The organism is Streptomyces sp. NPDC046870, from assembly GCF_040704595.1.
Lineage (GTDB): Bacteria > Actinomycetota > Actinomycetes > Streptomycetales > Streptomycetaceae > Streptomyces > Streptomyces argyrophylli.
The window spans coordinates 197,840-220,612 of sequence record NZ_JBEYXM010000001.1 but is presented as its reverse complement, the minus strand read 5'-3'; the positions used below and the strand labels follow the sequence as shown (position 1 = coordinate 220,612).

General features: G+C 73.4%; 22 protein-coding genes, 1 other RNA gene and 1 pseudogene. 13 read left to right on the top strand and 11 right to left on the bottom strand.

The window, feature by feature from the left end; genetic code table 11:
* Nucleotides 1-10 precede the first annotated feature (10 nt).
* The gene (locus tag AB0946_RS00985) at nucleotides 11-1,753 is read right to left on the bottom strand and encodes an MFS transporter (RefSeq protein WP_366758528.1); all 1,743 of its coding nucleotides are present in this window, start codon (nucleotides 1,751-1,753) and stop codon (nucleotides 11-13) included.
* 193 nt (nucleotides 1,754-1,946) lie between these two features.
* Here AB0946_RS00985 and AB0946_RS00980 point away from each other — a divergent pair, with 193 nt between their 5' ends.
* Together AB0946_RS00980 and AB0946_RS00975 are read left to right on the top strand one after the other, a co-directional pair.
* Nucleotides 1,947-2,486: a SigE family RNA polymerase sigma factor gene (locus tag AB0946_RS00980; protein WP_189883247.1), complete on the top strand. Its 540-nt coding sequence runs from the start codon at nucleotides 1,947-1,949 to the stop codon at nucleotides 2,484-2,486.
* Nucleotides 2,483-3,304: a hypothetical protein gene (locus AB0946_RS00975; protein WP_366758527.1), complete on the top strand. Its 822-nt coding sequence runs from the start codon at nucleotides 2,483-2,485 to the stop codon at nucleotides 3,302-3,304. The genes AB0946_RS00980 and AB0946_RS00975 overlap by 4 nt, the downstream gene beginning before the upstream one ends.
* Nucleotides 3,305-3,325: 21 nt before the next feature.
* On the opposite strand, the gene AB0946_RS00970 is transcribed toward AB0946_RS00975, so the two are convergent.
* Complete coding sequence (locus tag AB0946_RS00970; protein WP_366759113.1) at nucleotides 3,326-3,958, bottom strand: response regulator transcription factor; 633 nt, start codon at nucleotides 3,956-3,958, stop codon at nucleotides 3,326-3,328.
* A 290-nt stretch (nucleotides 3,959-4,248) separates the two neighbouring features.
* On the opposite strand from AB0946_RS00970, the gene AB0946_RS00965 reads away from it, so the two are divergent.
* A complete protein-coding gene (locus AB0946_RS00965) occupies nucleotides 4,249-4,866 on the top strand; it encodes a TOPRIM nucleotidyl transferase/hydrolase domain-containing protein (protein WP_366758526.1) in 618 nt (205 codons plus the stop codon).
* Nucleotides 4,867-4,878: 12 nt separating this feature from the next.
* The gene (locus AB0946_RS00960) at nucleotides 4,879-5,121 is read left to right on the top strand and encodes an AbfB domain-containing protein (RefSeq protein WP_366759112.1); all 243 of its coding nucleotides are present in this window, start codon (nucleotides 4,879-4,881) and stop codon (nucleotides 5,119-5,121) included.
* Here the strand turns inward: AB0946_RS00960 and AB0946_RS00955 are convergent.
* Nucleotides 5,087-6,427: a sensor histidine kinase gene (locus tag AB0946_RS00955; protein WP_366758525.1), complete on the bottom strand. Its 1,341-nt coding sequence runs from the start codon at nucleotides 6,425-6,427 to the stop codon at nucleotides 5,087-5,089. The genes AB0946_RS00960 and AB0946_RS00955 overlap by 35 nt on opposite strands.
* Before the next feature lie 271 nt (nucleotides 6,428-6,698).
* Between AB0946_RS00955 and AB0946_RS00950 the strand changes: the two genes are divergently transcribed.
* Nucleotides 6,699-7,559 (top strand): MaoC/PaaZ C-terminal domain-containing protein, encoded by an 861-nt coding sequence (locus tag AB0946_RS00950; RefSeq protein WP_366758524.1) that lies wholly within the window; start codon nucleotides 6,699-6,701, stop codon nucleotides 7,557-7,559.
* Nucleotides 7,560-7,706: 147 nt separating this feature from the next.
* On the opposite strand, the gene AB0946_RS00945 is transcribed toward AB0946_RS00950, so the two are convergent.
* Together AB0946_RS00945 and AB0946_RS00940 are read right to left on the bottom strand one after the other, a co-directional pair.
* The gene (locus AB0946_RS00945; RefSeq protein ID WP_366758523.1) at nucleotides 7,707-7,865 is read right to left on the bottom strand and encodes a hypothetical protein; all 159 of its coding nucleotides are present in this window, start codon (nucleotides 7,863-7,865) and stop codon (nucleotides 7,707-7,709) included.
* A 96-nt stretch (nucleotides 7,866-7,961) separates the two neighbouring features.
* Nucleotides 7,962-9,230, bottom strand: a complete 1,269-nt coding sequence (locus AB0946_RS00940) for a hypothetical protein (RefSeq protein WP_366758522.1) — start codon at nucleotides 9,228-9,230, stop codon at nucleotides 7,962-7,964.
* Between the two features lie 187 nt (nucleotides 9,231-9,417).
* Here AB0946_RS00940 and AB0946_RS00935 point away from each other — a divergent pair, with 187 nt between their 5' ends.
* The 3 genes from AB0946_RS00935 to AB0946_RS00925 are packed head-to-tail and all read left to right on the top strand — an operon-like array spanning nucleotide 9,418 to nucleotide 12,423.
* Nucleotides 9,418-10,320: a Nif3-like dinuclear metal center hexameric protein gene (locus AB0946_RS00935; RefSeq protein WP_366758521.1), complete on the top strand. Its 903-nt coding sequence runs from the start codon at nucleotides 9,418-9,420 to the stop codon at nucleotides 10,318-10,320.
* A complete protein-coding gene (locus tag AB0946_RS00930; protein ID WP_366759111.1) occupies nucleotides 10,317-11,060 on the top strand; it encodes a C4-type zinc ribbon domain-containing protein in 744 nt (247 codons plus the stop codon). The genes AB0946_RS00935 and AB0946_RS00930 overlap by 4 nt, the downstream gene beginning before the upstream one ends.
* Nucleotides 11,061-11,073: 13 nt before the next feature.
* Nucleotides 11,074-12,423 (top strand): bifunctional RNase H/acid phosphatase, encoded by a 1,350-nt coding sequence (locus AB0946_RS00925; protein ID WP_366758520.1) that lies wholly within the window; start codon nucleotides 11,074-11,076, stop codon nucleotides 12,421-12,423.
* Nucleotides 12,424-12,435: 12 nt separating this feature from the next.
* Here AB0946_RS00925 and eda read toward each other — a convergent pair whose 3' ends face one another.
* Nucleotides 12,436-13,098 (bottom strand): bifunctional 4-hydroxy-2-oxoglutarate aldolase/2-dehydro-3-deoxy-phosphogluconate aldolase, encoded by a 663-nt coding sequence (gene eda, locus AB0946_RS00920; protein ID WP_366758519.1) that lies wholly within the window; start codon nucleotides 13,096-13,098, stop codon nucleotides 12,436-12,438.
* A gap of 72 nt (nucleotides 13,099-13,170) precedes the next feature.
* The gene (gene yaaA, locus AB0946_RS00915) at nucleotides 13,171-13,953 is read right to left on the bottom strand and encodes a peroxide stress protein YaaA (RefSeq protein WP_366759110.1); all 783 of its coding nucleotides are present in this window, start codon (nucleotides 13,951-13,953) and stop codon (nucleotides 13,171-13,173) included.
* Nucleotides 13,954-14,027: 74 nt separating this feature from the next.
* On the opposite strand from yaaA, the gene AB0946_RS00910 reads away from it, so the two are divergent.
* The 4 genes and pseudogenes from AB0946_RS00910 to rnpB all read left to right on the top strand — a co-directional run bounded on the left by AB0946_RS00910 (nucleotide 14,028) and on the right by rnpB (nucleotide 17,720).
* Nucleotides 14,028-15,461 carry an RNB domain-containing ribonuclease gene (locus AB0946_RS00910; protein WP_366758518.1) on the top strand — a complete coding sequence of 478 codons (1,434 nt, stop codon included), beginning with the start codon at nucleotides 14,028-14,030 and terminating at the stop codon, nucleotides 15,459-15,461.
* A gap of 107 nt (nucleotides 15,462-15,568) precedes the next feature.
* Nucleotides 15,569-16,417 carry an AraC family transcriptional regulator gene (locus tag AB0946_RS00905; protein WP_366758517.1) on the top strand — a complete coding sequence of 283 codons (849 nt, stop codon included), beginning with the start codon at nucleotides 15,569-15,571 and terminating at the stop codon, nucleotides 16,415-16,417.
* Nucleotides 16,414-17,241, top strand: a pseudogene (locus AB0946_RS00900) (DMT family transporter); the annotation flags it as partial. The gene AB0946_RS00905 and the pseudogene AB0946_RS00900, both read left to right, overlap by 4 nt.
* Nucleotides 17,242-17,308: 67 nt before the next feature.
* An RNA gene (gene rnpB / locus AB0946_RS00895) (RNase P RNA component class A) lies at nucleotides 17,309-17,720 on the top strand.
* A 137-nt stretch (nucleotides 17,721-17,857) separates the two neighbouring features.
* Here rnpB and rfbB read toward each other — a convergent pair.
* Complete coding sequence (gene rfbB, locus AB0946_RS00890; protein ID WP_366758516.1) at nucleotides 17,858-18,835, bottom strand: dTDP-glucose 4,6-dehydratase; 978 nt, start codon at nucleotides 18,833-18,835, stop codon at nucleotides 17,858-17,860.
* A gap of 166 nt (nucleotides 18,836-19,001) precedes the next feature.
* On the opposite strand from rfbB, the gene AB0946_RS00885 reads away from it, so the two are divergent.
* Complete coding sequence (locus AB0946_RS00885; protein ID WP_366758515.1) at nucleotides 19,002-19,817, top strand: antibiotic biosynthesis monooxygenase; 816 nt, start codon at nucleotides 19,002-19,004, stop codon at nucleotides 19,815-19,817.
* A 44-nt stretch (nucleotides 19,818-19,861) separates the two neighbouring features.
* Here the strand turns inward: AB0946_RS00885 and AB0946_RS00880 are convergent, their stop codons facing one another.
* The 3 genes from AB0946_RS00880 to AB0946_RS00870 all read right to left on the bottom strand — a co-directional run bounded on the left by AB0946_RS00880 (nucleotide 19,862) and on the right by AB0946_RS00870 (nucleotide 22,577).
* Nucleotides 19,862-20,665, bottom strand: a complete 804-nt coding sequence (locus AB0946_RS00880) for an AfsR/SARP family transcriptional regulator (protein WP_366758514.1) — start codon at nucleotides 20,663-20,665, stop codon at nucleotides 19,862-19,864.
* Between the two features lie 154 nt (nucleotides 20,666-20,819).
* On the bottom strand, nucleotides 20,820-21,224 hold the full coding sequence (locus tag AB0946_RS00875; protein ID WP_361693373.1) for a hypothetical protein: 405 nt from the start codon (nucleotides 21,222-21,224) through the stop codon (nucleotides 20,820-20,822).
* Nucleotides 21,225-21,251: 27 nt separating this feature from the next.
* Nucleotides 21,252-22,577: an NDP-hexose 2,3-dehydratase family protein gene (locus AB0946_RS00870; protein WP_366758513.1), complete on the bottom strand. Its 1,326-nt coding sequence runs from the start codon at nucleotides 22,575-22,577 to the stop codon at nucleotides 21,252-21,254.
* Between the last annotated feature and the right edge of the window lie 196 nt (nucleotides 22,578-22,773).

The following is a 22,773-nucleotide window of genomic DNA, read 5'->3' as shown; positions in this document are numbered from 1 at the left end:
TCCCGGGCTCTCAGGCGCTCACCGATTCCCCGGGCAGGGCGAGATCCAGGTCCACGGCCCGCTCCGCCCCGGAGTGCGTCACCGAGGAAGCCAGCGGCCCGTGGCCAAGGGCCCGTGCCGCGAGCACGTACGCCCCCTCGCCCGGCACCGCCAGCACGTAGCTGCCGTCCGCGGCGGAGAGGGTCGCACCGGCCTGCCGCCCCCGGCGGTCGATCAGGGTGACCTTGGCGCGGGCGACGGGCGCGCCCCCGGCGTCCACGATCCGCCCCCGGAACCCGCGCAGCACCTCCTCGGCGCGCTCCAGGCCGGCCTCCTCCTCGCTGCTCGCCCGCAGCTGGGTGTGGAGCGCCGGGCGGGCCGCCTTGGGGAGGAAGACCGCCAGGACGAGCCCCGCCGCGACGGCGGCGGTGGCGATGAGGAAGGAGACCCGGAAGCCGTGCATGGTGGGGATGGCGACGCCGTTCACGTTGTTCGCGGTGTTGGCCAGCACCATGCCGATGACGGCGCTCGACACCGAGGTGCCGATGGACCGCATCAGGGTGTTCAGGCCGTTGGCCGCGCCGGTCTCGGAGGCCGGGACCGCGCCGACGATGAGCGCGGGCAGCGAGGAGTAGGCGAGGCCGATGCCCGCGCCGAGAACGACGGACGTGATGATCGTCTGCCAGGCCGCGTCCATCAGGCCGAGGCCGCCGCCGTAGCCGATCGCGATGACGACGAGGCCGGTGATCAGGGTGACCTTCGGGCCGTAGCGGGCGGACAGCCGGGCGTACACCGGGGCGGTGAACATCATCGTCAGGCCCAGCGGGGCCACGCACAGGCCCGCGACGACCATGGACTGGCCGAGGCCGTAGCCGGTGGCGGTGGGCAGCTGGAGCAGCTGGGGCAGGACGAGCGAGACGACGTAGAAGCTGACGCCGACCATGATCGAGGCCAGGTTGGTGAGCAGCACCTCGCGGCGGGCGGTGGTGCGCAGGTCGACCAGGGGCGCCTGGACGCGCAGCTCGTACAGGCCCCACAGCAGCAGGACGACGACGGCCGCGGCGAACAGGCCGAGCGTCGTGCCCGAGGACCAGCCCCAGTCGCTGCCCTTGGTGATGGGCAGCAGGAGCAGCACCAGGCCGGCGGACAGGCCGAGCGCGCCGGGCGCGTCGAAGGAGCCCCGGGCGCGCATCGGGGACTCGGGGACGACGAGGAGGGTGAGGAGGATGGCGAGCGCGCCGAGGCCGGCGGCGCCGTAGAACAGGGCGTGCCAGTCGGTGTGCTGCGCGACCAGGGCCGCGGCGGGCAGCGCGAGACCGCCGCCGACGCCGATCGAGGAGCTCATCAGGGCCATGGCCGAGCCCAGCTTCTCGCGCGGCAGCATGTCGCGCATCAGGCCGATGCCGAGCGGTATCGCGCCCATGGCGAAGCCCTGGAGGGTACGGCCGACGATCATGGTGAGCAGCTGGTCGGTGAAGGCGCTGACGAGGGCGCCGACCACCATCACGGCGAGGCTGAGGACCAGCATGCGGCGCTTGCCGTAGAGGTCGCCGAGCCGGCCCATGATCGGGGTGGCGACGGCGCCCGACAGGAGGGTCGAGGTGAGGACCCAGGTGGCGTTGCTGGGGGCGGTGTCCAGCAGCTGCGGCAGGTCCTTGATGACCGGCACGAGCAGCGTCTGCATCACCGCGACCACGATGCCCGCGAAGGCGAGCACGGGGACCACGGCGCCGCCCGCTTGCCGGGTGGGCTGGTCGGTCGTCGTCTCTGGCATGGGGTGAGGCCTTCCGCGTGTCATAAGTGCCGGGTAAACCTCGTATGCACAGGCAACTATTCCGTTGCTTCGGGCCTCTAACGAATTCTTGACCCTTCCATGGGTTACTGACGCGGTGTCACGGAATCTTCCCGCCGGCCGGGGCAACGGTCCGGGCGGCCCAGGGACTCCTTTAGACATCTAGGAGGTGCCCATGGGGGACGGGAAGCAGACTCGGAACGAGGAGTTCCAGAGCTTCGTGGTCGGCCGCTGGCCGCGGTTGATGCGTACGGCATTTCTCCTCACGGGGGAGCAGCACGCCGCCGAGGACCTGGTCCAGTCGACGCTCGAACAGGTCTATGTGGCCTGGCGCCGGGTCGGGGGCGCGGACGACCCGGAGGCGTACGTACGCCGCGTCATGATCAACGCGCACGCGCGCAGACACCGCCGCAGGCTCAGGGAGTTCCTGGCGCCGAAGGACGACTCCGGGCTGGTGCGCGAGGTGGCCGACACCGGCGACCGGATCGCCCAGGCCGACGACCGCAGCGCCCTGCTCAAGGCGCTCGCGCAGCTGCCCGCCCGCCAGCGCGAGGCGGTCGTGCTGCGCTACTGGGAGGACCTGACGGAGACGCAGACGGCGGAGGCGATGGGCTGCTCGGTCGGCACGGTGAAGAGCAACGCGGCCAAGGGGATCGCGAAACTCCGCGCCATACCGGGTCTGGCCGACATGGTGACGCACGGAGGGCGGAAGTGATGAGCGCGGACCGGGAGAACCACGACATGACGCAGACGGACATCGCCCTCCTGCTCGCCGACGCGGCGGACGGGGTCGAGATCGGCATAGCCCCGGTCCAGGCCGTCATCCGCGGCGGCCGGCGACGCAGAGCGCGGCGCTGGGCCGTGGCGGCGGCCACCGCCCTGGTGCTGGCGGGCTCGACGGGGGCCACGCTGGCCTTCGCCGGGCTGCCCGGGGAGCGCGCCGGCCGGGGGACGCCGACGGCGCCCGGCCCGGCGTCCGCCGAGGAGAGACACGTGTACGAGCCGCAGCGGACGGAGCTGGCGCGGGGGACCGAGCACGGCAGGCAGTGGCGGGTCTGGGTCGAGGTGTGGGGCGCGCCGCGAGACGTGCGGGAGGCGGACCGGCAGTTCGCCGCGATGAAGCGGACGGGACTGCGGCCGGCGGTGGACAAGGCCGCCGATCTGGTGGGGAAGTCCTCGTACTTCTCGATGCGGTCCTACGGTGACGGCCGTTCCCTGGTCGTCATGTTCGACACGCACCAGCGGACCGACCGCCTCACGGGCACCGACCTCATGGCCGCCGCCGTCAGCCTGGAGGGGGTCGGCCCCACGACGCCCGAACGCCTGGTGGTCGGCCATGTGGCGAAGTCCGCCCGGGAGGTCACCTGCCGCTGGAAGGACGGCAGGTCCACCGTGGCCCGGCCGGGGGGCTCGGCGGCCGCCCAGGACGGCACCGCGCTGATCCGGCCGGTGGCGGGTTACCCGGGAGGGAACTGGTTCGTGTGCCTGGCCCCGGAGGGGACGGTCTACGAGGACGCGCACGTGACCGGGTGACCCGGTGCGCGAAAGGCCCCCTCAGAGCCAGCCCTGCTGCCGGGCCTCCCGTACCGCCTCGGCCCGGTTGCGGGTACCGGTCTTGCCGATCGCGGAGGAGAGGTAGTTGCGGACGGTCGACTCGGACAGGTGCAGCCTGCCGGCGATGTCGGCGACGGTCGCCCCGTCCACCGACGCCGTCAGCACCTCCCGCTCACGGGGCGTCAGCGGACTCGGCCCGGCGCTGAGCGCGGCGGCGGCCAGCGCCGGATCGACCACGGTCTCCCCGGTGAGCACACGCCGGATCGCCGCGGCCAGCTCCTCCACGGGCCCGTCCTTGACGAGGAAGCCGGCCGCTCCGGCCTCCAGGGCCCGGCGCAGATAGCCCGGCCGTCCGAAGGTGGTGAGGATCAGCACCCGGCAGCCGGGAGCCTGGGCCCGCAGTTCGGCCGCCGCGTCCAGTCCGCTCATGCCCGGCAGCTCGATGTCCAGCAGGGCGACGTCCGGCCGGTGCGCGAGCACGGCGTCCACGATGCCGTCACCCGAGCCCAGCTGGGCCACGACCTCGATGTCCTGCTCCATGCCGAGCAGCAGGGCGAGAGCGCCACGCATCATGCCCTGGTCCTCGGCCAGCAGCACCCGGATGCGTGTGCCGGGCCGGTGACCCCGGGGCATCTCGTCGTCCACCGCCCCAGATTACGCCGGGGCGCGCTGCGGGTGACCCCGCGTCATTCCGTACCGGGCCGCGCCCGGCCGAGCCAACTCGACGCTTCCTCGGTGAAGCCGGGCGGTTGGCGGGTGCCGGGTGAGCCGGGTGCCGGGGGAGGGGGCTCCACGTCCCGGCCGCCGTACCGCTGTGCCCAGTCCGCCCGCGGGGTGTGCCGGGAGGCCGGTGGCCGCAGGCAGCGGTGCGCGTTCGCCGAAATTCCCTACCGTGGGCGTGGGAAACGGCGGAGACTCGGCTCATGGCTGACATGGGGGCGTTCCGGGAGGCGGTCACCGCGTGGGCGGCCGGCGGGCCCGGGGGCCCCGCGCGGGAGCTGGCCGCGCGGCTGTCCGTCCGGGCGGCCGTCCTGCTCGAAGGGCCGAGTGACGCGGCGGCGGTCGGCGCGCTGGCCGCGGGCCGTGGCCGGGACCTGGCGGCCGAGGGGATCTGCGTGCTGTCGATGGGCGGGGCGATGAACGTCGGGCGGTTCGCCGGCCTCCTCGGGCCGGCCGGGCTGGGTCTGCGCCTCGCCGGGCTGTGCGACGAGCGGGAGCGCCCGTACTACGCCCGTGGCTGGGAGCGGGCCGGTGCGGCGCAGCACGGGTTCTTCGTCTGCGCGGCGGATCTGGAGGACGAGCTGATCCGCGCACTGGGCGTGACCCGGGTGACGGAACTGGTCCGGGCGCAGGGCGACGTGCGCGCGCTGCGGACCTTCCTGCGCCAGCCGGCGCAGCAGGGTCGCACCGCACAGCAGCAGTTGCGGCGCTTCCTCGGCACGAAGAAGGGCCGGAAGATCCACTACGGCCGTGTCCTGACCGAGGCCCTCGACCCCGATCGGGTACCCGCCCCGCTCGACGGTCTGTTCGCCGGTCTCTGACCGGACGGACGGCTGAGTACTTGTCACGGACAGCCGGTCAGGAACGACTGGCCACGGGCGACTGGTCATCGGGCGGGTCACGGGAAGAGCGGCACCGGCACCTCGTTCGCCTCGTACAACTACCCGACGCGCTATCTGCGCCACTACGACCACGACCTCTACATGGCGAGCAACGGCGGAGCCGACGCCTTCGACAGCAGTACGTCGCGGACGGCCGACGTCACCTGGGCGGTCGCGGCGCCCTGGGCGCCGTAGCGGGAGCCGCCGCGGCCACCTCGACACCGCTCGCCGCGAGGTCACCGCTCGCCGCGAGGTCACCGCTCACCGGAAGGTCGGCGGTGACCGTGAAGCCGCCGCGTGGCGCCGGGCCGGCCGTGAGGGAGCCGCCCGCCGCCGCGAGGCGTTCGGTCAGCCCCTTCAGCCCCGTGCCGCCGGTGCCCGCACCCGCACCGTCACCGGCGGCCGGGGTCCCGGGGCCCGTGCCGTTGTCCGTGACCGTCAGCCTGACCCGCTCGGCGGTTCCCTCGACGGTGATCTCGCAGCGGTCGGCACGGCTGTGCCGGACCACGTTGGTGACCGCCTCGCGCACCACCCAGCCGAGCAGCGCCTCGGTCTGCGGGGTCAGCGGCGCCCCGGTCTGGCGGACCACCGGCTCCACGCTCGCCGCGGAGAGCGCCGACCGGGCCCGGGTGAGTTCGGTGGCCAGGCTGCCCTCGCGGTAGCCGGTCACCGCCTCCCGGATCTCGGTGAGCGCCTGCCGGCCCACCGACTCGATGTCCGAGACCTGTGCCAGCGCCGCGTCGAGGTCGCGTGGCGCGAGCCGGCGGGCCGCCTCCGACTTCACCACGACCACCGACAGCGTGTGCCCGAGCAGGTCGTGCAGATCGCGGGAGAAGCGCAGCCGCTCCTCCGCCACCGCGCGCCGGGCCAGTTCCTCCCGGGCGGCCCGCAGCTCCCGCACGGCCTCGGACAGGCTGAGGATCGCGGCGGTGACCATGCTGGACAGGAAGGTGGCGTAGGCGATGCCCGACGCGTCGTCCCAGCCGTCCCGCAGCCAGGTGGCGGCTCCCGCGTAGAGCGTGAGCAGCAGGCCGACGCGGCCGAGCCACGGTCCGCGCACGGTGGCGCCGGTGGCGAGGCCCAGCAGCGGGAAGAACATCAGCCAGTTGCCGCCGTACCCGAGGGCGAGGCCCGTCGTGACCAGGCCGAGCAGGCCCAGCGCCACCCGGGTGGACGCCGACTCGCGCCTGGCCCGGTCGAAGGCGCGGAAGGTGACGTAGACGTAGAGGGAGTTGAAGGCGAGCAGGCCCAGGCCGCCGACCCAGGGGTTAGGGGTCTCGCCCTTGAGCACGTTGGAGAGGGAGCCCATGCCCAGCAGCAGCCACGGCAGCAGGGCGAAGCCGGTGGGCGGCGGGCCCGGGTGCTCGGCGGCGGAGGGGTCCGCGCCCGCGCACCGGGCGGCCCGCCGCTCGGCCCGGAAGCGCCGCACGTCCGCCCGCCACGCCAGCCGTTCCCGCTGCCGGCCCGCCATCTGCCGGCGCAGGCTCCGCCACCACGTCATCTCCGAGTCCCCCGTCCCAGTCGTTCCCGCGGCCCGTCCCGCACGGGGGCGGGAGGGCGGCACGGCGTACGGATCGAACGGTACGGAACCGGGCCCGGCCACGGCAGACACGCGTGTACCGAATCGGGCAGGACAAATGTCACGGCCGCCCGTGGGAACTGACAGGCTGTCAGGCACCTTCCCGGCCGCGGGGGGCTCGGCTATACAGGAGACGCCAGACTGGAACGCGTTCCAGGTCCGCACCGAGGTCTTGAGACCCGTCAGGAGCCCCATGCCCATCGACGCCGCCAAGGCACTCGCCGCCGAGCCCCGGTCGGCAGAGATCTCCTGGACGCGCAAGGACGTCCTGCTCTACCACCTCGGCATCGGCGCGGGCGTCCCCGCCACCGACCCCGGCGAACTGCGCTACACCCTGGAGTCCCGGCTGCACGTCCTGCCCGGCTTCGCCACCGTCGCGGGTGCCGGTTCACCGGACGTGATCAGCGGCCTGTCCATGCCCGGCGTCGACGTCGACCTCGCCCGCGTCCTGCACGGCGGCCAGGCGCTCACCCTGCACCGGCCCATCCCCGTGGAGGGCACCGCCACCGCCACCGGCCGCATCGCCGCCGTGTACGACAAGGGCACGGCCGCCGTGCTCGTCATGCGCACGCACGTCGCGGACGCCAAGGGCCCGTTGTGGACCAGCGACGCGCAGATCTTCGTACGGGGAGAGGGCGGCTGGGGCGGCGACCGGGGGCCGTCCGCCCGGCACGAACCGCCCGCCGGGGAGCCGGACCGGGTCGTCGAGCGGCGCCTGCGCGAGGACCAGGCCCTGCTCTACCGCCTGTCCGGCGACTGGAACCCCCTGCACGCCGACCCCGGGTTCGCCAGGCGCGCCGGCTTCCAACGGCCCGTCCTGCACGGCCTGTGCACCTACGGCGTCACGCTCAAGGCGGTCGTCGACACCCTGCTCGGCGGGGACGTGAGCCGGGTGCGGTCGTACGCCACGCGGTTCGCCGGGGTCGTGTACCCGGGGGAGACCCTGCGGATCCGGCTGTGGGCCTCGGAAGGCTCCGTGCGGGCCGCCGTGAGCGCCGTCGAACGGGACGACGCGCCCGTCCTCGCCGACACCGTCGTCCGGTGGGCGCCGTGACCGAACGGCCCCCGGTGCGGCCCCGGTTCGGCGGCGAGCAGGAGACCTTCCCGTACGGTCCTTCGCGGCGGCGCAGGCGCCGCGGCCCGGACGGGGACAGGCGAAGGGGGCGCCCGCCGAGCGGACGCCCCCTCTTCTTCACTACCGTCAGGCAGCCGCCTCCGCCCGCTCCTGGGCCGGCTTGCGGTGCCGGCCGTGCGGAGCCGACTCGCTCTCCTGGGCCGCGACCGGGCCCCGGTGCCGGCCGTGGCCGGTGTTCTCGGAAGAGCCGGCAGACAGCTGCTCAGTGGTGCTGGTGTCGCTCATCGGACGTATTCACCCCGTCAACCTGATCTTTCGTACAGCCGGGCGAGTGTAACCGGCACACCACGGACCGAATCCAGGCGCACACGCCAACCGGCACTAGTTCGTTACAAGACGCCCCAAGGGTGCCTCCCGCAACGGCACGGGCCGGGCCGCCGCCGGCACCGCGGGACCCGGTTCCGCACCCGCCGGACCCGCCCGTTGCGGGGTCCCGGCGCCGCCGTCGCGGTCCGGCACCCGGGCCTCCCGCGGCCCCTCCGGGGCGACGTTCCCGGGCCCGGCAGCGGCCGGGGCGCCCGCCCCGGCCGGCCTCAGGTCGTCCGCTCCCGCCGTGGTCGCGCCCCAGCCCGGTGCCGTCACGTCCGACAGCCCGCACGGAGTCGCCTCCGTGGCGTACGGCAGCCGCAGCACACCGTCGCGCGTGCACAGCCCGCTGCCCGCCAGCCAGCCCTCGGGCGCCGGGATGTGCCGGACCTCGCGGTCGGCCGGGCGCCACAGCCCCACCCAGGTGCCGAAGGACCCGTCGATGCGCAGGCCCACCGCGCAGTTCTCCGGCATCAGCACCTGCCCGGGCTGGATCGCGAACGGCGTCACCAGGCACTCCGGCACCCGCAGGCACTCCGGGAACCGCACCGGCAGGGTGCTGCCGAGGACACCCCAGCCCAGGCGTGCCCGTCCCGGGGAGGGCGCGTCCGAGGAGATCAGCAGCAGACCGCTGTCGGGATCGGCGAGCAGCAGCCGGTCGTCGCTGCCCTCCGCGATCTGGAGCAGCGGCGAGACCTCACCGGCGCGCTCCAGGTCCACCACGACCGTCTTGGTGCGTCCGTCCAGTTCCCGGTCCAGCGCCAGCATCCGCCCGGAACCGTCCAGCCAGACCCCGCCCGAGCAGCGCCCCGGCACCTCGGCGCACCGCTCGGGGCCGAACGCCCCGCCCGCCACCAGCCACACCGCGCTGGAGCGCGCCCCGACCACGAGGGCGTACGCCCGCACGCCCCCCGGCGCCGGCGGCAGCAGGGTGAGCCGGGCGCCGGGTTCGGCGCACTCCACGGCGCCCAGCGGCAGCTCACCGGTGCCGGGCCCGGTCGGGTACAGCAGCGAGAAGGCGTGCCGCCCGGCCACCAGGCGGTGGATCAGCACCCGCCCGTCACCCATCGGCTGCACCTCGGTGCCGGGCTCCTCCGGCTGGTTCCCGGGCAGGGGCACCGCGTACGGCTCCGGGCCGTCCAGGGTCCAGCGCTCCGGGAACCAAGAGTCACCGTCCCGGGCGAGCCGCGCGGCGTACGCGCCGTCCGCCGTGATCGCGCACCCCGCCGCCGGCACGCCGTCGGTCCCGTCCGTGGAGGGGGGGTCGATCGCACAGACCGTCATCGTTCGGTCACCTCCGGCGACGAAGCTAGTTTTCGCACGCACAGGCGGGGGACCGGCCCTCCCCGGCTTCACACGTACGGGTGGTGCAGAAGCGATTCACCTGAGGAAACCGGGGCGTCTGTGCTGAGCGGGGTCAGACCGGACGCATGCGGTACAGCCGCGCCGGGCAGCCAGGTAGCCTTGGGCCGTGCCCCGTCTGTCTGAAGTCATCGCCGCGCTGGAGAACCTGTGGCCCGCCGAGCGGGCCGAGTCCTGGGACGCGGTCGGCACGGTCGTGGGCGACCCCGGCCAGGAGGTCACCCGGGTCCTGTTCGCCGTCGATCCCGTCCAGGAGATCGTCGACGAGGCGGTGAAGCTCGGCGCCGACCTGCTGGTCACCCACCACCCGCTCTATCTGCGCGGCACGACCACGGTCGCGGCCACGCACTTCAAGGGCCGGGTCGTGCACACACTGATCAAGAACGACGTCGCGCTGCACGTCGCCCACACCAACGCCGACACCGCCGACCCGGGCGTCTCCGACGCCCTCGCCGGGGCCCTCGACCTCCGCGTCGTGGGTCCCCTCGTGCCGGACCCCACCGACCCCGAGGGCCGCCGGGGCCTGGGCCGTGTCTGCGAACTCGACCACCCCCTCACCGTCCGCGAGCTGGCCGCGCGCGCCGCCGAGCGGCTGCCCGCCACCGCGCAGGGCATCAGGGTGGCCGGCGACCCCGGAGCCGTCGTCCGCACCGTCGCCGTCAGCGGCGGCTCCGGCGACAGCCTCTTCGACCAGGTCCGCGCGGCCGGTGTCGACGCCTTCCTCACCGCCGACCTGCGCCACCACCCGGCCTCCGAGGCGGTGGCCCACAGCCCCCTCGCGCTGCTCGACGCGGCGCACTGGGCCACCGAGTGGCCCTGGTGCGAGCTGGCCGCGAGCCAGCTCGACGAGATCTCCGACCGTCACGGCTGGGACCTGCGCGTCCACGTCTCCAAGACGGTCACCGACCCCTGGACCGCCCACGCGGCGTCCACCGCCCACCCGTCGCCCACCACCACCCTTCCAACGAGCGCTTCGAGCGCCCCTTCCGATACCACGGGAGCCCCCAACTGAACGCCGCGCCCGCCGACCAGATCCGACTCCTCGACGTCCAGGCCCTCGACGTCCGCCTGCAGCAGCTCGCGCACAAGCGGAGGTCCCTGCCCGAGCACGCCGAGATCGAGTCGCTGACGAAGGACCTCACGCAGCTGCGCGACCTGCTCGTCGCCGCGCAGACCGAGGAGAGCGACTGCGCCCGCGAGCAGACCAAGGCCGAGCAGGACGTCGACCAGGTGCGCCAGCGCGCCACCCGCGACCAGCAGCGCCTGGACTCCGGCGCGGTCACCTCGCCGAAGGACCTGTCCAACCTCCAGCACGAGATCGTCTCCCTCGCCAAGCGGCAGGGCGACCTGGAGGACGTGGTCCTGGAGGTCATGGAGCGCCGCGAGGCCGCGCAGGAGCGGGTGAACGAGCTGACCGGACGGGTCGCCTCCGTGCAGTCGAAGATCGACGACGCGACCGGCCGCCGGGACGCGGCGTTCGAGGAGATCGACGGCGAGGCCGCCTCGGTGACCAAGGAGCGCGAGGTCGTGGCGGCCTCCGTGCCCGCGGACCTGCTCAAGCTCTACGACAAGCTGCGCGAGCAGCAGGGCGGCATCGGCGCGGCCAAGCTGTACGCCCGCACCTGCCAGGGGTGCCGGCAGGAGCTGGCCATCACCGAGCTGAACGAGATCCGTTCGGCGGCGCCGGACACGGTGGTGCGCTGCGAGAACTGCCGCCGCATCCTGGTGCGCACGGCCGAGTCGGGTCTGTAGGGGGGCTTTCGGGGTGCGGGAGTTCATCGTCGAGGCCGACGGCGGGTCGCGGGGCAACCCCGGGCCCGCCGGCTACGGGGCGGTCGTGCTCGACGGGGCCACGGGTGAGGCCCTGACCGAGGCCGCGGAGTACATCGGCGTCGCCACGAACAACGTCGCCGAGTACCGCGGCCTGCTGGCCGGCCTCCGCGCCGCCCACGCCCTCGACCCGTCGGCCCGGGTCCACGTCCGCATGGACTCCAAGCTCGTCATCGAGCAGATGTCGGGCCGCTGGAAGATCAAGCACCCCGGCATGAAGCCGCTGGCGGCGGAGGCGAGGTCCGTCTACCCGCCGGACCAGGTCACCTACGAGTGGATCCCCCGCGAGCGGAACAAACACGCGGACCGCTTGGCGAACGAGGCGATGGACGCGGGGGCGAAGGGCCGGCAGTGGTCACCCTCGCAGTCCCGCGCGGCCCTGGACACCCCGCCGTCGGGCCCGCCCGGAGACGCCGCGGCGGGCGCGGCGAAGGCCCGCGCGGCCCTGGCGGAGAGCCGGGCCGCCGGTGCGGCGCCCGTCCCGGAGGACGCGGCACCTCCCGGCGAGCGGCACCCCACGGCCCCCGGCGAAGGGCAGGGTCCCGGCGAGCAGCACCGCGAGCCCGCCGGCGAAGGGCGTCCCTCCGGCTCCGTCGGGGAAACCGTGGACGAGCGGCGCGTCACCAGCGCCCCCGGCTGGAGCGCCGCACCCGACCTGGGCGCGCCCGCCACCTTCGTCCTCCTGCGGCACGGGGAAACCCCCCTGACCCCCCAGAAACGCTTCTCCGGCAGCGGCGGCACCGACCCCTCCCTCTCCGCGGCGGGCCGGGAGCAGGCGCACCGCGTCGCCGAGGCCCTGGCGCGGCGCGGCACGATCCAGGCCATCGTCGCCTCCCCCCTCGCCCGCACCCGCGAGACCGCCGAGATCGTCGCCGCCCGCCTGCACCTGGACGTGACGGTCGACGACGGTCTGCGCGAGACGGACTTCGGCGCCTGGGAGGGCCTGACCTTCGGCGAGGTCCGCGAGCGCCACCCGGACGACCTCGACGCCTGGCTCGCCGACCCGGAGGCCCACCCCACCGGCGGCGGCGAGAGCTTCGCCGAGACGGCCACCCGGATCGCCGCGACCCGCGACAAGCTGGTCGCGGCCCACGCGGGCCGTACGGTCCTGCTGGTCACGCACGTCACCCCGATCAAGACCTTCGTCCGCCTGGCGCTCGGCGCCCCGCCCAAGTCGCTGTTCCGGATGGAGCTCTCGGCGGCCTCCCTGTCGGCGGTGGCGTACTACGCGGACGGCAACGCGAGCGTACGGCTGTTCAACGACACCTCCCACCTGCGCCCCTGAGCCCCCGGGCGGCTACGCCCCCGAGCCGCCCGGGGACCTCAACCCGGCCGCCCCGCGCGCCAGTTCCTCGATCCGTCCCCAGTCCCGGGCGGCCACCGCCTCCTCCGGGACCATCCAGCTCCCGCCCACGCAGCCGACGTTGGGAAGGGCGAGGTACTCGGGCGCGGTCTGCGGCCCGATCCCGCCCGTGGGGCAGAACCGGGCCTGCGGCAACGGCCCGGCCAGCGACCTCAGGTACGCCGTACCGCCCGCCGCCTGCGCCGGGAAGAACTTCATCTCCCGCACCCCGCGCTCCAGCAGTGCGACGACCTCCGAGGCGGTCGACACCCCGGGCAGGAACGGCACCCCGGACCCGCGCATCGCCTCCAGCAGCGCCTCCGTCCACCCGGGACTGACCAGGAACCGCGCCCCGTCCGCCGTACACGCCGTGACCTGCTCCGGTGTGATCACCGTGCCCGCCCCGACCACGGCCTCGGGGACCTCGGCGGCGATGGCCCGGATCGCGGCCGGCGCGGCGGGGGTCCGCAGCGTCACCTCGATGGCGGGCAGCCCGCCCGCGACCAGCGCCCGCGCGAGCGGTACGGCGTCGGCGGCGTCGGCGAGCACCACCACGGGCACGACGGGGGCGAGGTCCAGCACGGAGGCAGCCGGGAACGAGGGCAGCGGCGAGGTCATGCGCTCATCGTGCCCAGCTACCGCAATGTCCGCAACGAGCGTTGCGCATGCTGCAACACCCGGGGTGGCGCCTCAGTGGACCTCGTCCACCAGTACGTCCAGCGCCCACGCCTTGCCCGCCTTCCCGGGCGCCTCCGCCTCCACGGCGTACCCCAGCTCGCGCAGCACCTCCACCAGCTCCGCGGGGTCCTTCGGCGCGGCCCCCGCGGTCAGCAGGCTCCGGACGATCCGGCCCTTCGTCGCCTTGTTGAAGTGGCTGACGACCTTCCGGGTCGGCGCGTGCAGCACCCGTACCGTCGCCGTGCGCCCGGCCACCTCGCCCTTCGGCCGCCAGGCCGCCGCGTACGCCGAGGACCGCAGGTCGAGGACCAGTCCGTCGGCCGCCGCCTCCGGCAGCACCTCCGCCATCGGCGCCCGCCAGTGCCCGCCCAGCGCGCCCAGTCCCGGCAGCTTCACGCCCATCGAGCAGCGGTAGGAGGGAATCCGGTCCGTCACCCGCACGGCACCCCACAGCCCGGAGAAGACCAGCAGCCAGTCCGCCGCACGGCTCCGCGCCGCCGCGTCCAGCGTGGCCAGGCCGAGGGCGTCGTACAGGACACCGGTGTAGACCTCCCCGGCCGGGCGGGCGCCGGCCGTGCGCAGCCCGGCGTTCTTCGCGACCTCGCCGCGCAGCCCCTCGCTCAGCCCCAGCACCTCGCGGGCCTTCTCCTCGTCACCGGAGCACAACTCCACCAGCTCCCCGAGCACGGCCTCCCGCGCGGCGGTCAGCCCCGGCAGGGACAGCGACTCCAGCCGAAGCGGGGCGCCCTCGCCCCCGTTCGCCTTGCCTTCCGAGGGCGGCAGCAGGACCAGCAACACGTACTCCTCACGTAGACCTCCGCGCCAGGGTACGGCGTGACTCCCGTGCCACCTCCGCCTACGCTCGCTCCATGCCCCGCCGCAAGATCCGCGTCACCGGCGCCCCCGAAGCCCCCCTCCGGGCCGCGCTCGCCGCGCTCCGCTCCGAACTCGCCATCCCGGAGACCTTCCCGCCACAGGTCCTGGCGGTGGCCGAGCAGGCGGCCAGGGACCCGGCCCTGCCGGTGCACGACGCCACCGACATCCCCTTCTTCACCCTGGACCCGCCCACCTCCACCGACCTCGACCAGGCCACCCACCTGTCCCGGCACGGCACCGGCTACCGCGTCCGGTACGCCATCGCCGACGTCGCCGCCTTCGTCGCACCCGGCGGAGCCCTGGACGCGGAGGCGCACCGGCGGGTGACCACCCTGTACTTCCCGGACGAGAGGGTCCCGCTGCACCCCGCCGTGCTCAGCGAGGGCGCGGCCAGCCTGCTGCCCGGGCAGACCCGGCCGGCCGTGCTGTGGACGATCGACCTGGACGCCCAGGGCCGCACCCTCGCCGTCGACGTGCGCCGGGCCCTGGTCCGCAGCCGGGCCAAGCTCGACTACGCCCACGTGCAGCGGGACATCGACGCCGGGACCGCCGAGGAACCCGTCGCGCTGCTCAAGGAGATCGGCGAGGCGCGGGAACGGCTGGAGGCCGAGCGCGGCGGGATCTCCCTGCACGTGCCCGAGCAGGAGATCGTCCAGCGGGACCACACCTACGCGCTGCGCTACCGCGCCCCGCTGCCCGCCGACCGCTGGAACGCCCAGCTCTCCCTGCTCACCGGCATGGCCGCCGCCGATCTGATGCTCGCCCACGGCACCGGCATCCTGCGCACCCTGCCCACCGCCCCCGACGGCGCCGTGGCCCGGCTGCGCCGTACCGCCACCGCCCTGCGCATCGACTGGCCGCACCACGTGTCGTACGCGGCCCTGCTGCGCACCCTCGACCCGCACGACCCGCACCACGCCGCCTTCCTCCAGGAGTGCACCACCCTGCTGCGCGGGGCCGGCTACACCGTCTTCCGGGACGGCGAGCTGCCCGCGCTCACCACGCACGCGGCCGTCGCCGCCGCCTACGCGCACTGCACCGCCCCGCTGCGCCGCCTCGCCGACCGGTACGCCTCCGAGATCTGCCTCGCCGCCGTCGCCGGCCAGGACCCGCCCGACTGGGTGCTCGCCGCACTCGACGCGCTGCCCCGGCGGATGGCCGACGGCTCCCGGCGCGCGGGCACGGTGGAGCGGGAGTGCGTCGACATCGTGGAGGCGGCCCTGCTCAAGGACCGGGTCGGGGACGTCTTCGACGGCTGTGTCGTGGACGTGGACGAGCGCCGGCCGACCGTGGGCACCGTCCAGGTGCTGTCCCCGGCGGTCATCGGACGCGTCGAGGGCACGGACCTGCCGCTCGGCGAACGCCTGCGCGTCCGGCTCACCCGCGCCGACCCGGGCACGTCGAAGATCCTCTTCGCCGTGGCGTGAGCAACCTGGACGGGCGCGGCATGGAACGGCGGCTTCCGGCGCTGTAGCCGGTGAGGGGCCACGGCGCGGGACGGGCGCCGTGGCGGAAGTCGTGGGAGGACGGTCCGATGGGGGAACAGGCGCGCTGGACACGGGCCCGGCTGGGCCGCTGCGGACCCCCGCTCGACCTGCTCACCGCGAGCTTCCGGCGGCACGTCTACGCCCCGCACGCCCACGACGAGTACACGATCGGCGTCTGCGTCGGCGGCTCCGAGATCATCGACTACCGGGGCGGCCACATCCGCACCGGCCCCGGCACCATCGTCGTCCTCGAACCCGGCGAGATGCACACCGGCGGCCCCGGCAACCCCACCGACGGCTACGCCTACCGCGCCCTGTATGCCGAGCCGTCCCTGCTGGCCGACGGCACCCTCGGCGGTCCGCCGCACTTCCGTGAACCCCTCATCGACGACCCGGCGCTGGCCCGGGCCCTGCGCACCGCCCACACACGGCTCAGCACCTGCCCCGACCCGCTGGAGGCCGAGTCCGTGCTGCCCTGGGTGCTCACGGCCCTCGCCCGGCGCCACTCCACGGCCCGCCCGCTCGCCGACCGCGTCCCCGGCGCCGACGCCATCGCCCGCACGGTCCGCGACCGCCTCGCCGACGAACTCACCGACCCGCCCTCCCTGGCCCTGCTCGCCACCGACCTCGGCCTGTCCCGCTACCAGCTCCTGCGCGCCTTCCGCACGACGATGGGCATACCCCCCTACGCCTGGCTCGCCCAGCACCGGGTCACCAAGGCGCGGGTCCTGCTGGAGGCCGGCCTGCGCCCCGCCGACGTGGCCGCCCTGGTCGGCTTCGCCGACCAGGCCCACCTCACCCGCTGGTTCCGCCGGGTGCTCGGGGTGACCCCGGCGGCCTACCGCAACAGCGTTCAAGACAGCCCTCGACCGGGCGGCCGACACTCGGCCGCATGACTGCACGCGGCTGGTTCCTGTTCTCCCTGATGGGAGTGGTCTGGGGCATCCCCTATCTGATGATCAAGGTGGCGGTGGACGCGGTGTCCCCGCCGGTGGTGGTGTTCACGCGCTGTGCGCTCGGCGCGGCCCTGCTGCTCCCGTTCGCCCTCCGCCAGGGCGGCTTCGGCGACGCGGTACGACGTCACTGGCGGCCCCTGCTGGCCTTCGCGGTCCTGGAGATCATGGTCCCCTGGTTCACCCTGACCGACGCCGAACGGCACCTGTCCAGCTCGACGGCGGGCCTGCTGATCGCGGGCGTGCCGATCGTCGGCGTGGTCCTGGCCCGGTTCCTGGGCGACACGGAACACCTCGGCGTCCGCCGGATCGCGGGCCTGGCCCTGGGGCTGGCGGGGGTGACGGTCCTCGCCCTCCCGCACCTCACCGGCGGTGACGCCCGCTCCCTGGCGGAGGTCCTGGTGACGGTCCTGGGCTACGCCACGGCCCCCCTGATCGCCGCCCGCCGCCTCAAGGAGGTCCCGTCGCTCCATCTGACGGCCGCCTGCCTCACCCTGGCCGCCCTGGTCTACGCCCCCGCGGCGGCCCTCACCCGCCCGGCCGCCCTGCCCTCCGCCACCGTCCTGGCCGCGCTGGCCGGCCTGGGCGTGATCTGCACCGCCGTGGCGTTCGTGGCGTTCCTGGAACTGATCAAGGAGGCCGGTCCCACCCGGGCCACGGTGATCACCTACGTCAACCCGGCGGTGGCGGTGGCGGCGGGCGCCCTGTTCCTGGACGAACCGCTGACCCTTCCGGTGCTGGCCGCCTTCGCCCTCATCCTGGCCGGCTCGGTCCTCGCGACGGCCGTGGGTCCCCGACGCGGCACGCGCCCGGTACCATGGTCGGCACGGCAGACGAGCCGGGCGGACGGCCGCGTGGAGTCCCCTTAGGGGCTTCCCGAGGAACGTCCGGGCTCCACAGGGCAGGGTGGTGGCTAACGGCCACCCGGGGTGACCCGCGGGACAGTGCCACAGAAAGCAGACCGCCCGGGGCTCCGGCCCCTGGTAAGGGTGAAACGGTGGTGTAAGAGACCACCAGTGCCCAGGGTGACCTGGGCAGCTAGGTAAACCCCACCCGGAGCAAGGTCAAGAGGGGCCGCCTCTCGCGAGAGGGGCGTCCCTGCGCGGACGATCGAGGGCTGCCCGCCCGAGTCCGCGGGTAGACCGCACGAGGCCGGCGGCAACGCCGGCCCTAGATGGATGGCCGTCGCCCCGGCGTCCGCGAGGACACCGGGGAACAGAACCCGGCGTACAGCCCGGCTCGTCCTGCCGCACCCCTCCGGCCCAGGCCGGAGGGGTGTCCACTCTGCCGGCCGGAAACGCCAGGGCCATCGGGCGTCCTCCGCCCGTACTCGGTGAGGGGGGACTCCGGCCTTTGCACCGGCCTTGGCGAGATCCCGTCCAGCTATCTCACGAGGGAGTTCTTCAGCGGCTGCCACCAGGACGGGTTGTCCGCGTACCAGGCGACCGTCGCCGCCAGGCCCTCCTCGAAGGGGACCTCGGGGGCGTAGCCGAGCTCGGTGCGGATCTTGGAGTCGTCCAGGGCGTAGCGCAGGTCGTGGCCCTTGCGGTCGGGCGCGCGGTCGACGAGGGACGGGTCGGCCTCGCACAGGCGGAGGAGCAGGTCGGTGATCTCCCGGTTGGTGCGCTCGGTGCCGCCGCCGATGTTGTAGACCTCGCCGGGACGGCCGCCCGTCAGCACCAGCTGGACGGCACGGCAGTGGTCGGAGACGTGCAGCCACTCGCGGACGTTGGAACCGTCGCCGTAGAGCGGAACGGGGACGCCGTCGAGCAGGTTGGTGGTGAACAGGGGGATGAGTTTCTCGACGTGCTGGTGCGTGCCGTAGTTGTTGGAGCAGCGGGTGAGGGACACGTCGAGGCCGTGGGTGCGGGCGTAGGAGAGGGCGATCAGGTCGCTTGCCGCCTTCGACGCCGCGTAGGGCGAGTTGGGTGCGAGCGGCCACTCCTCCGTCCATCGGCCTTCCGTGATGGAGCCGTACACCTCGTCGGTGGACACGTGCACCACGCGGGACACACCGGCGGCGAGGCTCGCCTCCATGACGTTGTGCGTGCCGACGCAGTTGGTGCGCACGAAGTCGGCCGCGCGCACCAGGGAGCGGTCGACGTGTGATTCCGCGGCGAAGTGGACGACGGCGTCGTGCCCGGGGACGAGGTCGAGCAGCAGCTCCCGGTCGCAGATGTCGCCGTGGACGAAGTCCAGGCGCGGGTGCTCGGCGGGGAGGTTCGCCCGGTTGCCGGCGTAGGTCAGGCTGTCGAGGACCGTGATCTCGCTACGTTCGTGTCCGGCGTACTCACCGTTCAGCATCGCCCGCACATAGTGGGATCCGATGAAGCCGGCCGCGCCGGTGACCAGGATACGCATGCGGCCCACGGTCGCCCCGGCCCCTCGAGAACCCCTATACCCCCGATCGACACGAGGACGGTCCCCGGTCCGCCCGTGCCGGCCGTCGCGTTCCATCCGTGTTCAGCCCAGGTTCAAGACGTGTCGACCAGTGTGGGGACATGATCCCAACGCCCAAGGAGCATCCATGACCGAGGCGCAGAAGGTCCCCGATGTGCGCAAGACGGTGACGGTGGACGTGCCCGCGGACCGGGCCTTCGCCATCTTCGCCGAGCGTCCGATCGAGTGGTTTCCCGAGAAGCACGTCTTCGTCGAGAACCGGGTGTCGCTCACCATCGAACCCTTCGAGGGCGGGCGCTACTACGAGGTCGGAGCCGACGGAACCGAGATCGCCTGGGGCACGGTGGTGGAGTGGAACCCCCCCAAGCGGATCGTGCTGACCTGGCGTGTCGGCCCCCACTGGCAGCCGATCTTCGACGACGAGAAGGCGAGCTTCATCGAGGTCGACTTCGAGGCACTGGGCCCCGGGAGGACGACCGTGGCCCTCACGCACAGCGGTCTGCACCGGCACGGCGAGATCGCGCCCCTCATCCACGCGGCGCTCGACGGCCCGAGCCCCGGGGAGACGCTGGCCCGCTACGAGCAGGTCGTCGCCCGGGTCGGTGCGGAGACGAGCGCGGCCCCCGCGGCCCCCGCGGCCCCCGTGACGCTCGTGAACAAGTTCCAGGTGACGGGATCGACCGAGGAGTTCGAGGCGGTCTTCGCCGGGACCTCGGCCTTCTTCGCGGCACAGCCGGGCTTCATCGAGCACACGCTGCACCGCAGGCCCGACGAGCCGACGTCGTACGTGAACATCGCACGCTGGACGGACAACGCCAGCCTGCGGGCGGCGGTCGCACAGCCGGAGTTCCAGCCGCACAGCGCGGCGCTGCGAGCGCTCGCCGTGTCGAGCCCGGAGTTGTTCGAGGCACGTCTGAGCGTGCGGGCCGCCGACGCCGAATGAGCAGCCGCGTGCGGGAACGGCCTGGTCGCCGTTCCCGCACCCGGTCATGTCGGCTGTGTGAACAGGACGGTCGGGGCGACGAAGTCGAGCGCGGGATCCGCGGACAGGATCGCGTGCTGCAACTGCTGCAGCCGCGCCGACGGCTCCAGCCCGAGTTCGTCGGCGAGCTCGGTCCGCACGCGCTGGTAGACCTCCAGTGCGCGCCAGCGCTGCCCCGAGCGGTAGAGGGCCGTCATCAGCTTGGCGCAGAAGTTCTCGTGCAGCGGATTGCGGGCGACCAGCACCGCCAGCTCGCCGAGCAGCATGTGGTGCCTGCCCAGGTGCAGTTCGGCGTCGATACGGGTCTCGAGCAGGCCCAGCCGGCTCTGCTCCAGACGCGTGGCCTCGATGCTGAGATGGACCCCCCGCAGTACGTCGACCAGGGCGTCCCCGGACCACAGGTCGAGCGCCTGCCGGGCCAGCCGGTACGCCTCCACGTGGTCGCTGTTCTCCGATGCCTGGTTGGCCTCGTCGACGAGCCCGTCGTAGAGCTGGGCGTCCACCATCACATCCTCGGGGCTGAACAGGTAGCCGTTGTAGCGGGTCAGCAGGACGTCCTTCGCCGAGCCCGACAGCACGACGTGGCCGATCAGTCTGCGCAGTTGCAGGATGTAGGTCTGCAAGGTCGTCAGTGCGCTCCGCGGCGGTTTCTCACCCCAGATCTCCTCGACCAGGGTGGACACCGACACGACCTCACCGGCCCGCAGCGCCAGCAGGGCGAGGACCTGGCGTGGTTTCGCCGCCGTCGGCGCGATGCACCGGCCCGCCCCCGTGGCCTCCATGGGCCCGAGCACGTTTATTTCCAGCAACTTATCCCCCTTTGTGTGACGCTTCTTTTCAGCCTCTGCGGTTCCCTTTGAAGAATGCACAAGCTCTTTGTGGCTCGGAACTGCCGCGATCACCATTACGCATGAGGTTCACAGGACCCGGGTATGGGATTTTCATACCCGGGATGAGAGCGGATCAGACGATCAGTACCTTGGTGCCCTCGGGGAGTGCGGGAGAGCCCACCATCCTGGCGGTGTGCCGCCAGCGGCGGCGGCCCAGCACGAGCCAGCCGGGCCGGCTCCTGCGGATCAGGCCGGCGACGGATCTGCCGGTGTCGCTGTAGGCCGTGTGCAGGGTCCAGCGCACAGCCGTGCCCTCCAGGCACGCCCCGATCTTGAGCAGGGACTCCAGTTCGAGATCCGTGGAGTCGAACGCGGCGGCCAAGGAGCAGTCGAGCAGCAGCGTCCAGGGCCGTCGTACGACCAGGACGACGACGAGATCGCCTCCGTGTTCCTCGGCCAGGCCGGCGGCGCAGCGCACGAGGCTGCCGTCCACCGTCCACATGACCGCGACGACGGGACGAGGGCGCCGCAGTGCCATCTTCCGCTCCTTTCCCCCGTGCCCTGCCTAGCCGAGGGAGTTCAGGCAGGCCACGAGAGTGCGTGCCTGCACATCGACGTATTGGCTGTGCCGGAGCAGAGCGGTGAGCTGGCCCACGGTCACCCAGGCGTGGTCGGGTGGCAGCGCGCCGGGTTCCGGTCCGTCCACCTCCGCGATGACGTACCGGCTGACCGCGTTCAGGAAGCGGCCGCCCTCCTCGGCGTGGACCGCCTCGTAACGGATCCGCGGGGAGCCCGGGGCGGGGATCAGGCCGAGGAACGGCGAGGTCTCCTCCTCCAGTTCGGAGGCGGACATGCACTGGACCGTCGGGCCCAGTTCGACGCCGTCCAGGAAGCCGCCCTCGGTCCTGGCGCGCACGAGCACATGGAGCACCCCGTCGAACTCCCGGACCAGGAACGCCGACAGGCCTGTGCCGACGGGCTCGATGAGGGGCTGGGACCAGCTGGCGACCTCCCGGTTGTCGGCCCGCACGTCGACGGCGACCACCCGGAAGCGACGGCCGTCGTCCCGGCTGATCTCCTTGTCGTCGCGGTGCCAGCCCGGCAGTGCGCCCAGCGGCAGCCGGCCGGCGTCGAGCCGGTGTTCGGTGCGCTGCCCGGTGAACCAGCTCAGCAGCTCGGTCATGGTCGACACCGCGCCGGCGCCGGGGTCGCGCGAGGCGGTCAGCGACCGGCCGAACCGGTCGTCGGCCCCGGCGCCGGGTCCCACCAGGGGCAGGCACGCCAGCACCGTGCGCGAGTCCATGTTGATCACGTTGTCCCTGGCCAGCAAGGCGTTGATCTGCCCGAGGGTCAGCCAGCAGAAGTCGTCGGTCAGCGGTACGACGTCGTCGGCGTCCGCTTCGACGAGCATGTTCCGGTTCCGTTTGCGGTAGAACCAGTCGCCGTGCTCGGACTGCAGCACGTCGGCCATCACCCGCGCCGGGCGCTGCCCCGTGAAGTACTCCAGGTACTTGACCCGGGCACCCCGGTGGACCTGGGTGTAGTTGCTCCGGGTCGCCTGGACGGTCGGCGAGAGCATCAGCGGCACCGGGTTGCCCGGCTCCATCTTGGCCTGCATCAGAAAGTGCAGGATCCCGTCGAACTCCTTGACGAGAATCCCGAGTATGCCGACCTCCGGTTGGTTGATGATCGGCTGGAACTGGTGGGCGGATCCGGGGGTGCTCAGGCAGAGGCCCTCCACGGAGAAGAAGCGGCCGCTGTCGTGCACCAGGTTTCCGATGTCGTTCTCGAAGTGCCAGCCGCGCAGCCCGGCAAAAGGAATGCGGTCGACCGTGAAATCATGCGCAGCCGCCCGTTCGGCCAGCCACGCGTCGAACTCGTCCATGCGCATCTGAACGCCCACCGTCCGCTTGGCGGAATCGGCAAGTCGGCTGGGAAGATCGATATCCTCCCGTGGCTTCAGACTTATCACACCCGACACACCCTCGCTGGCTGGGATTCGTTGGTGCGCTCACGCTGGACGGGGCCGCTCGAATTCCGCGGCAGCGCTACTGGAGCATTGCTCGGGAAGTCGGTTTTCCAGGCGT

Bases quoted from the DNA above. Each gene is read 5' to 3' on its own strand.
- AB0946_RS00985 (WP_366758528.1), bottom strand. From the start codon at position 1,753: ATGCCAGAGACGACGACCGACCAGCCCACCCGGCAAGCGGGCGGCGCC.
- AB0946_RS00980 (WP_189883247.1), top strand. From the start codon at position 1,947: ATGGGGGACGGGAAGCAGACTCGGAACGAGGAGTTCCAGAGCTTCGTG.
- AB0946_RS00970 (WP_366759113.1), bottom strand. From the start codon at position 3,958: ATGCCCCGGGGTCACCGGCCCGGCACACGCATCCGGGTGCTGCTGGCC.
- AB0946_RS00965 (WP_366758526.1), top strand. From the start codon at position 4,249: ATGGCTGACATGGGGGCGTTCCGGGAGGCGGTCACCGCGTGGGCGGCC.
- AB0946_RS00955 (WP_366758525.1), bottom strand. From the start codon at position 6,427: ATGACGTGGTGGCGGAGCCTGCGCCGGCAGATGGCGGGCCGGCAGCGG.
- AB0946_RS00950 (WP_366758524.1), top strand. From the start codon at position 6,699: ATGCCCATCGACGCCGCCAAGGCACTCGCCGCCGAGCCCCGGTCGGCA.
- AB0946_RS00945 (WP_366758523.1), bottom strand. From the start codon at position 7,865: ATGAGCGACACCAGCACCACTGAGCAGCTGTCTGCCGGCTCTTCCGAG.
- AB0946_RS00940 (WP_366758522.1), bottom strand. From the start codon at position 9,230: ATGACGGTCTGTGCGATCGACCCCCCCTCCACGGACGGGACCGACGGC.
- eda (WP_366758519.1), bottom strand. From the start codon at position 13,098: ATGACCTCGCCGCTGCCCTCGTTCCCGGCTGCCTCCGTGCTGGACCTC.
- AB0946_RS00910 (WP_366758518.1), top strand. From the start codon at position 14,028: ATGCCCCGCCGCAAGATCCGCGTCACCGGCGCCCCCGAAGCCCCCCTC.
- AB0946_RS00905 (WP_366758517.1), top strand. From the start codon at position 15,569: ATGGGGGAACAGGCGCGCTGGACACGGGCCCGGCTGGGCCGCTGCGGA.
- rfbB (WP_366758516.1), bottom strand. From the start codon at position 18,835: ATGCGTATCCTGGTCACCGGCGCGGCCGGCTTCATCGGATCCCACTAT.
- AB0946_RS00885 (WP_366758515.1), top strand. From the start codon at position 19,002: ATGACCGAGGCGCAGAAGGTCCCCGATGTGCGCAAGACGGTGACGGTG.
- AB0946_RS00875 (WP_361693373.1), bottom strand. From the start codon at position 21,224: ATGGCACTGCGGCGCCCTCGTCCCGTCGTCGCGGTCATGTGGACGGTG.
- AB0946_RS00870 (WP_366758513.1), bottom strand. From the start codon at position 22,577: ATGCGCATGGACGAGTTCGACGCGTGGCTGGCCGAACGGGCGGCTGCG.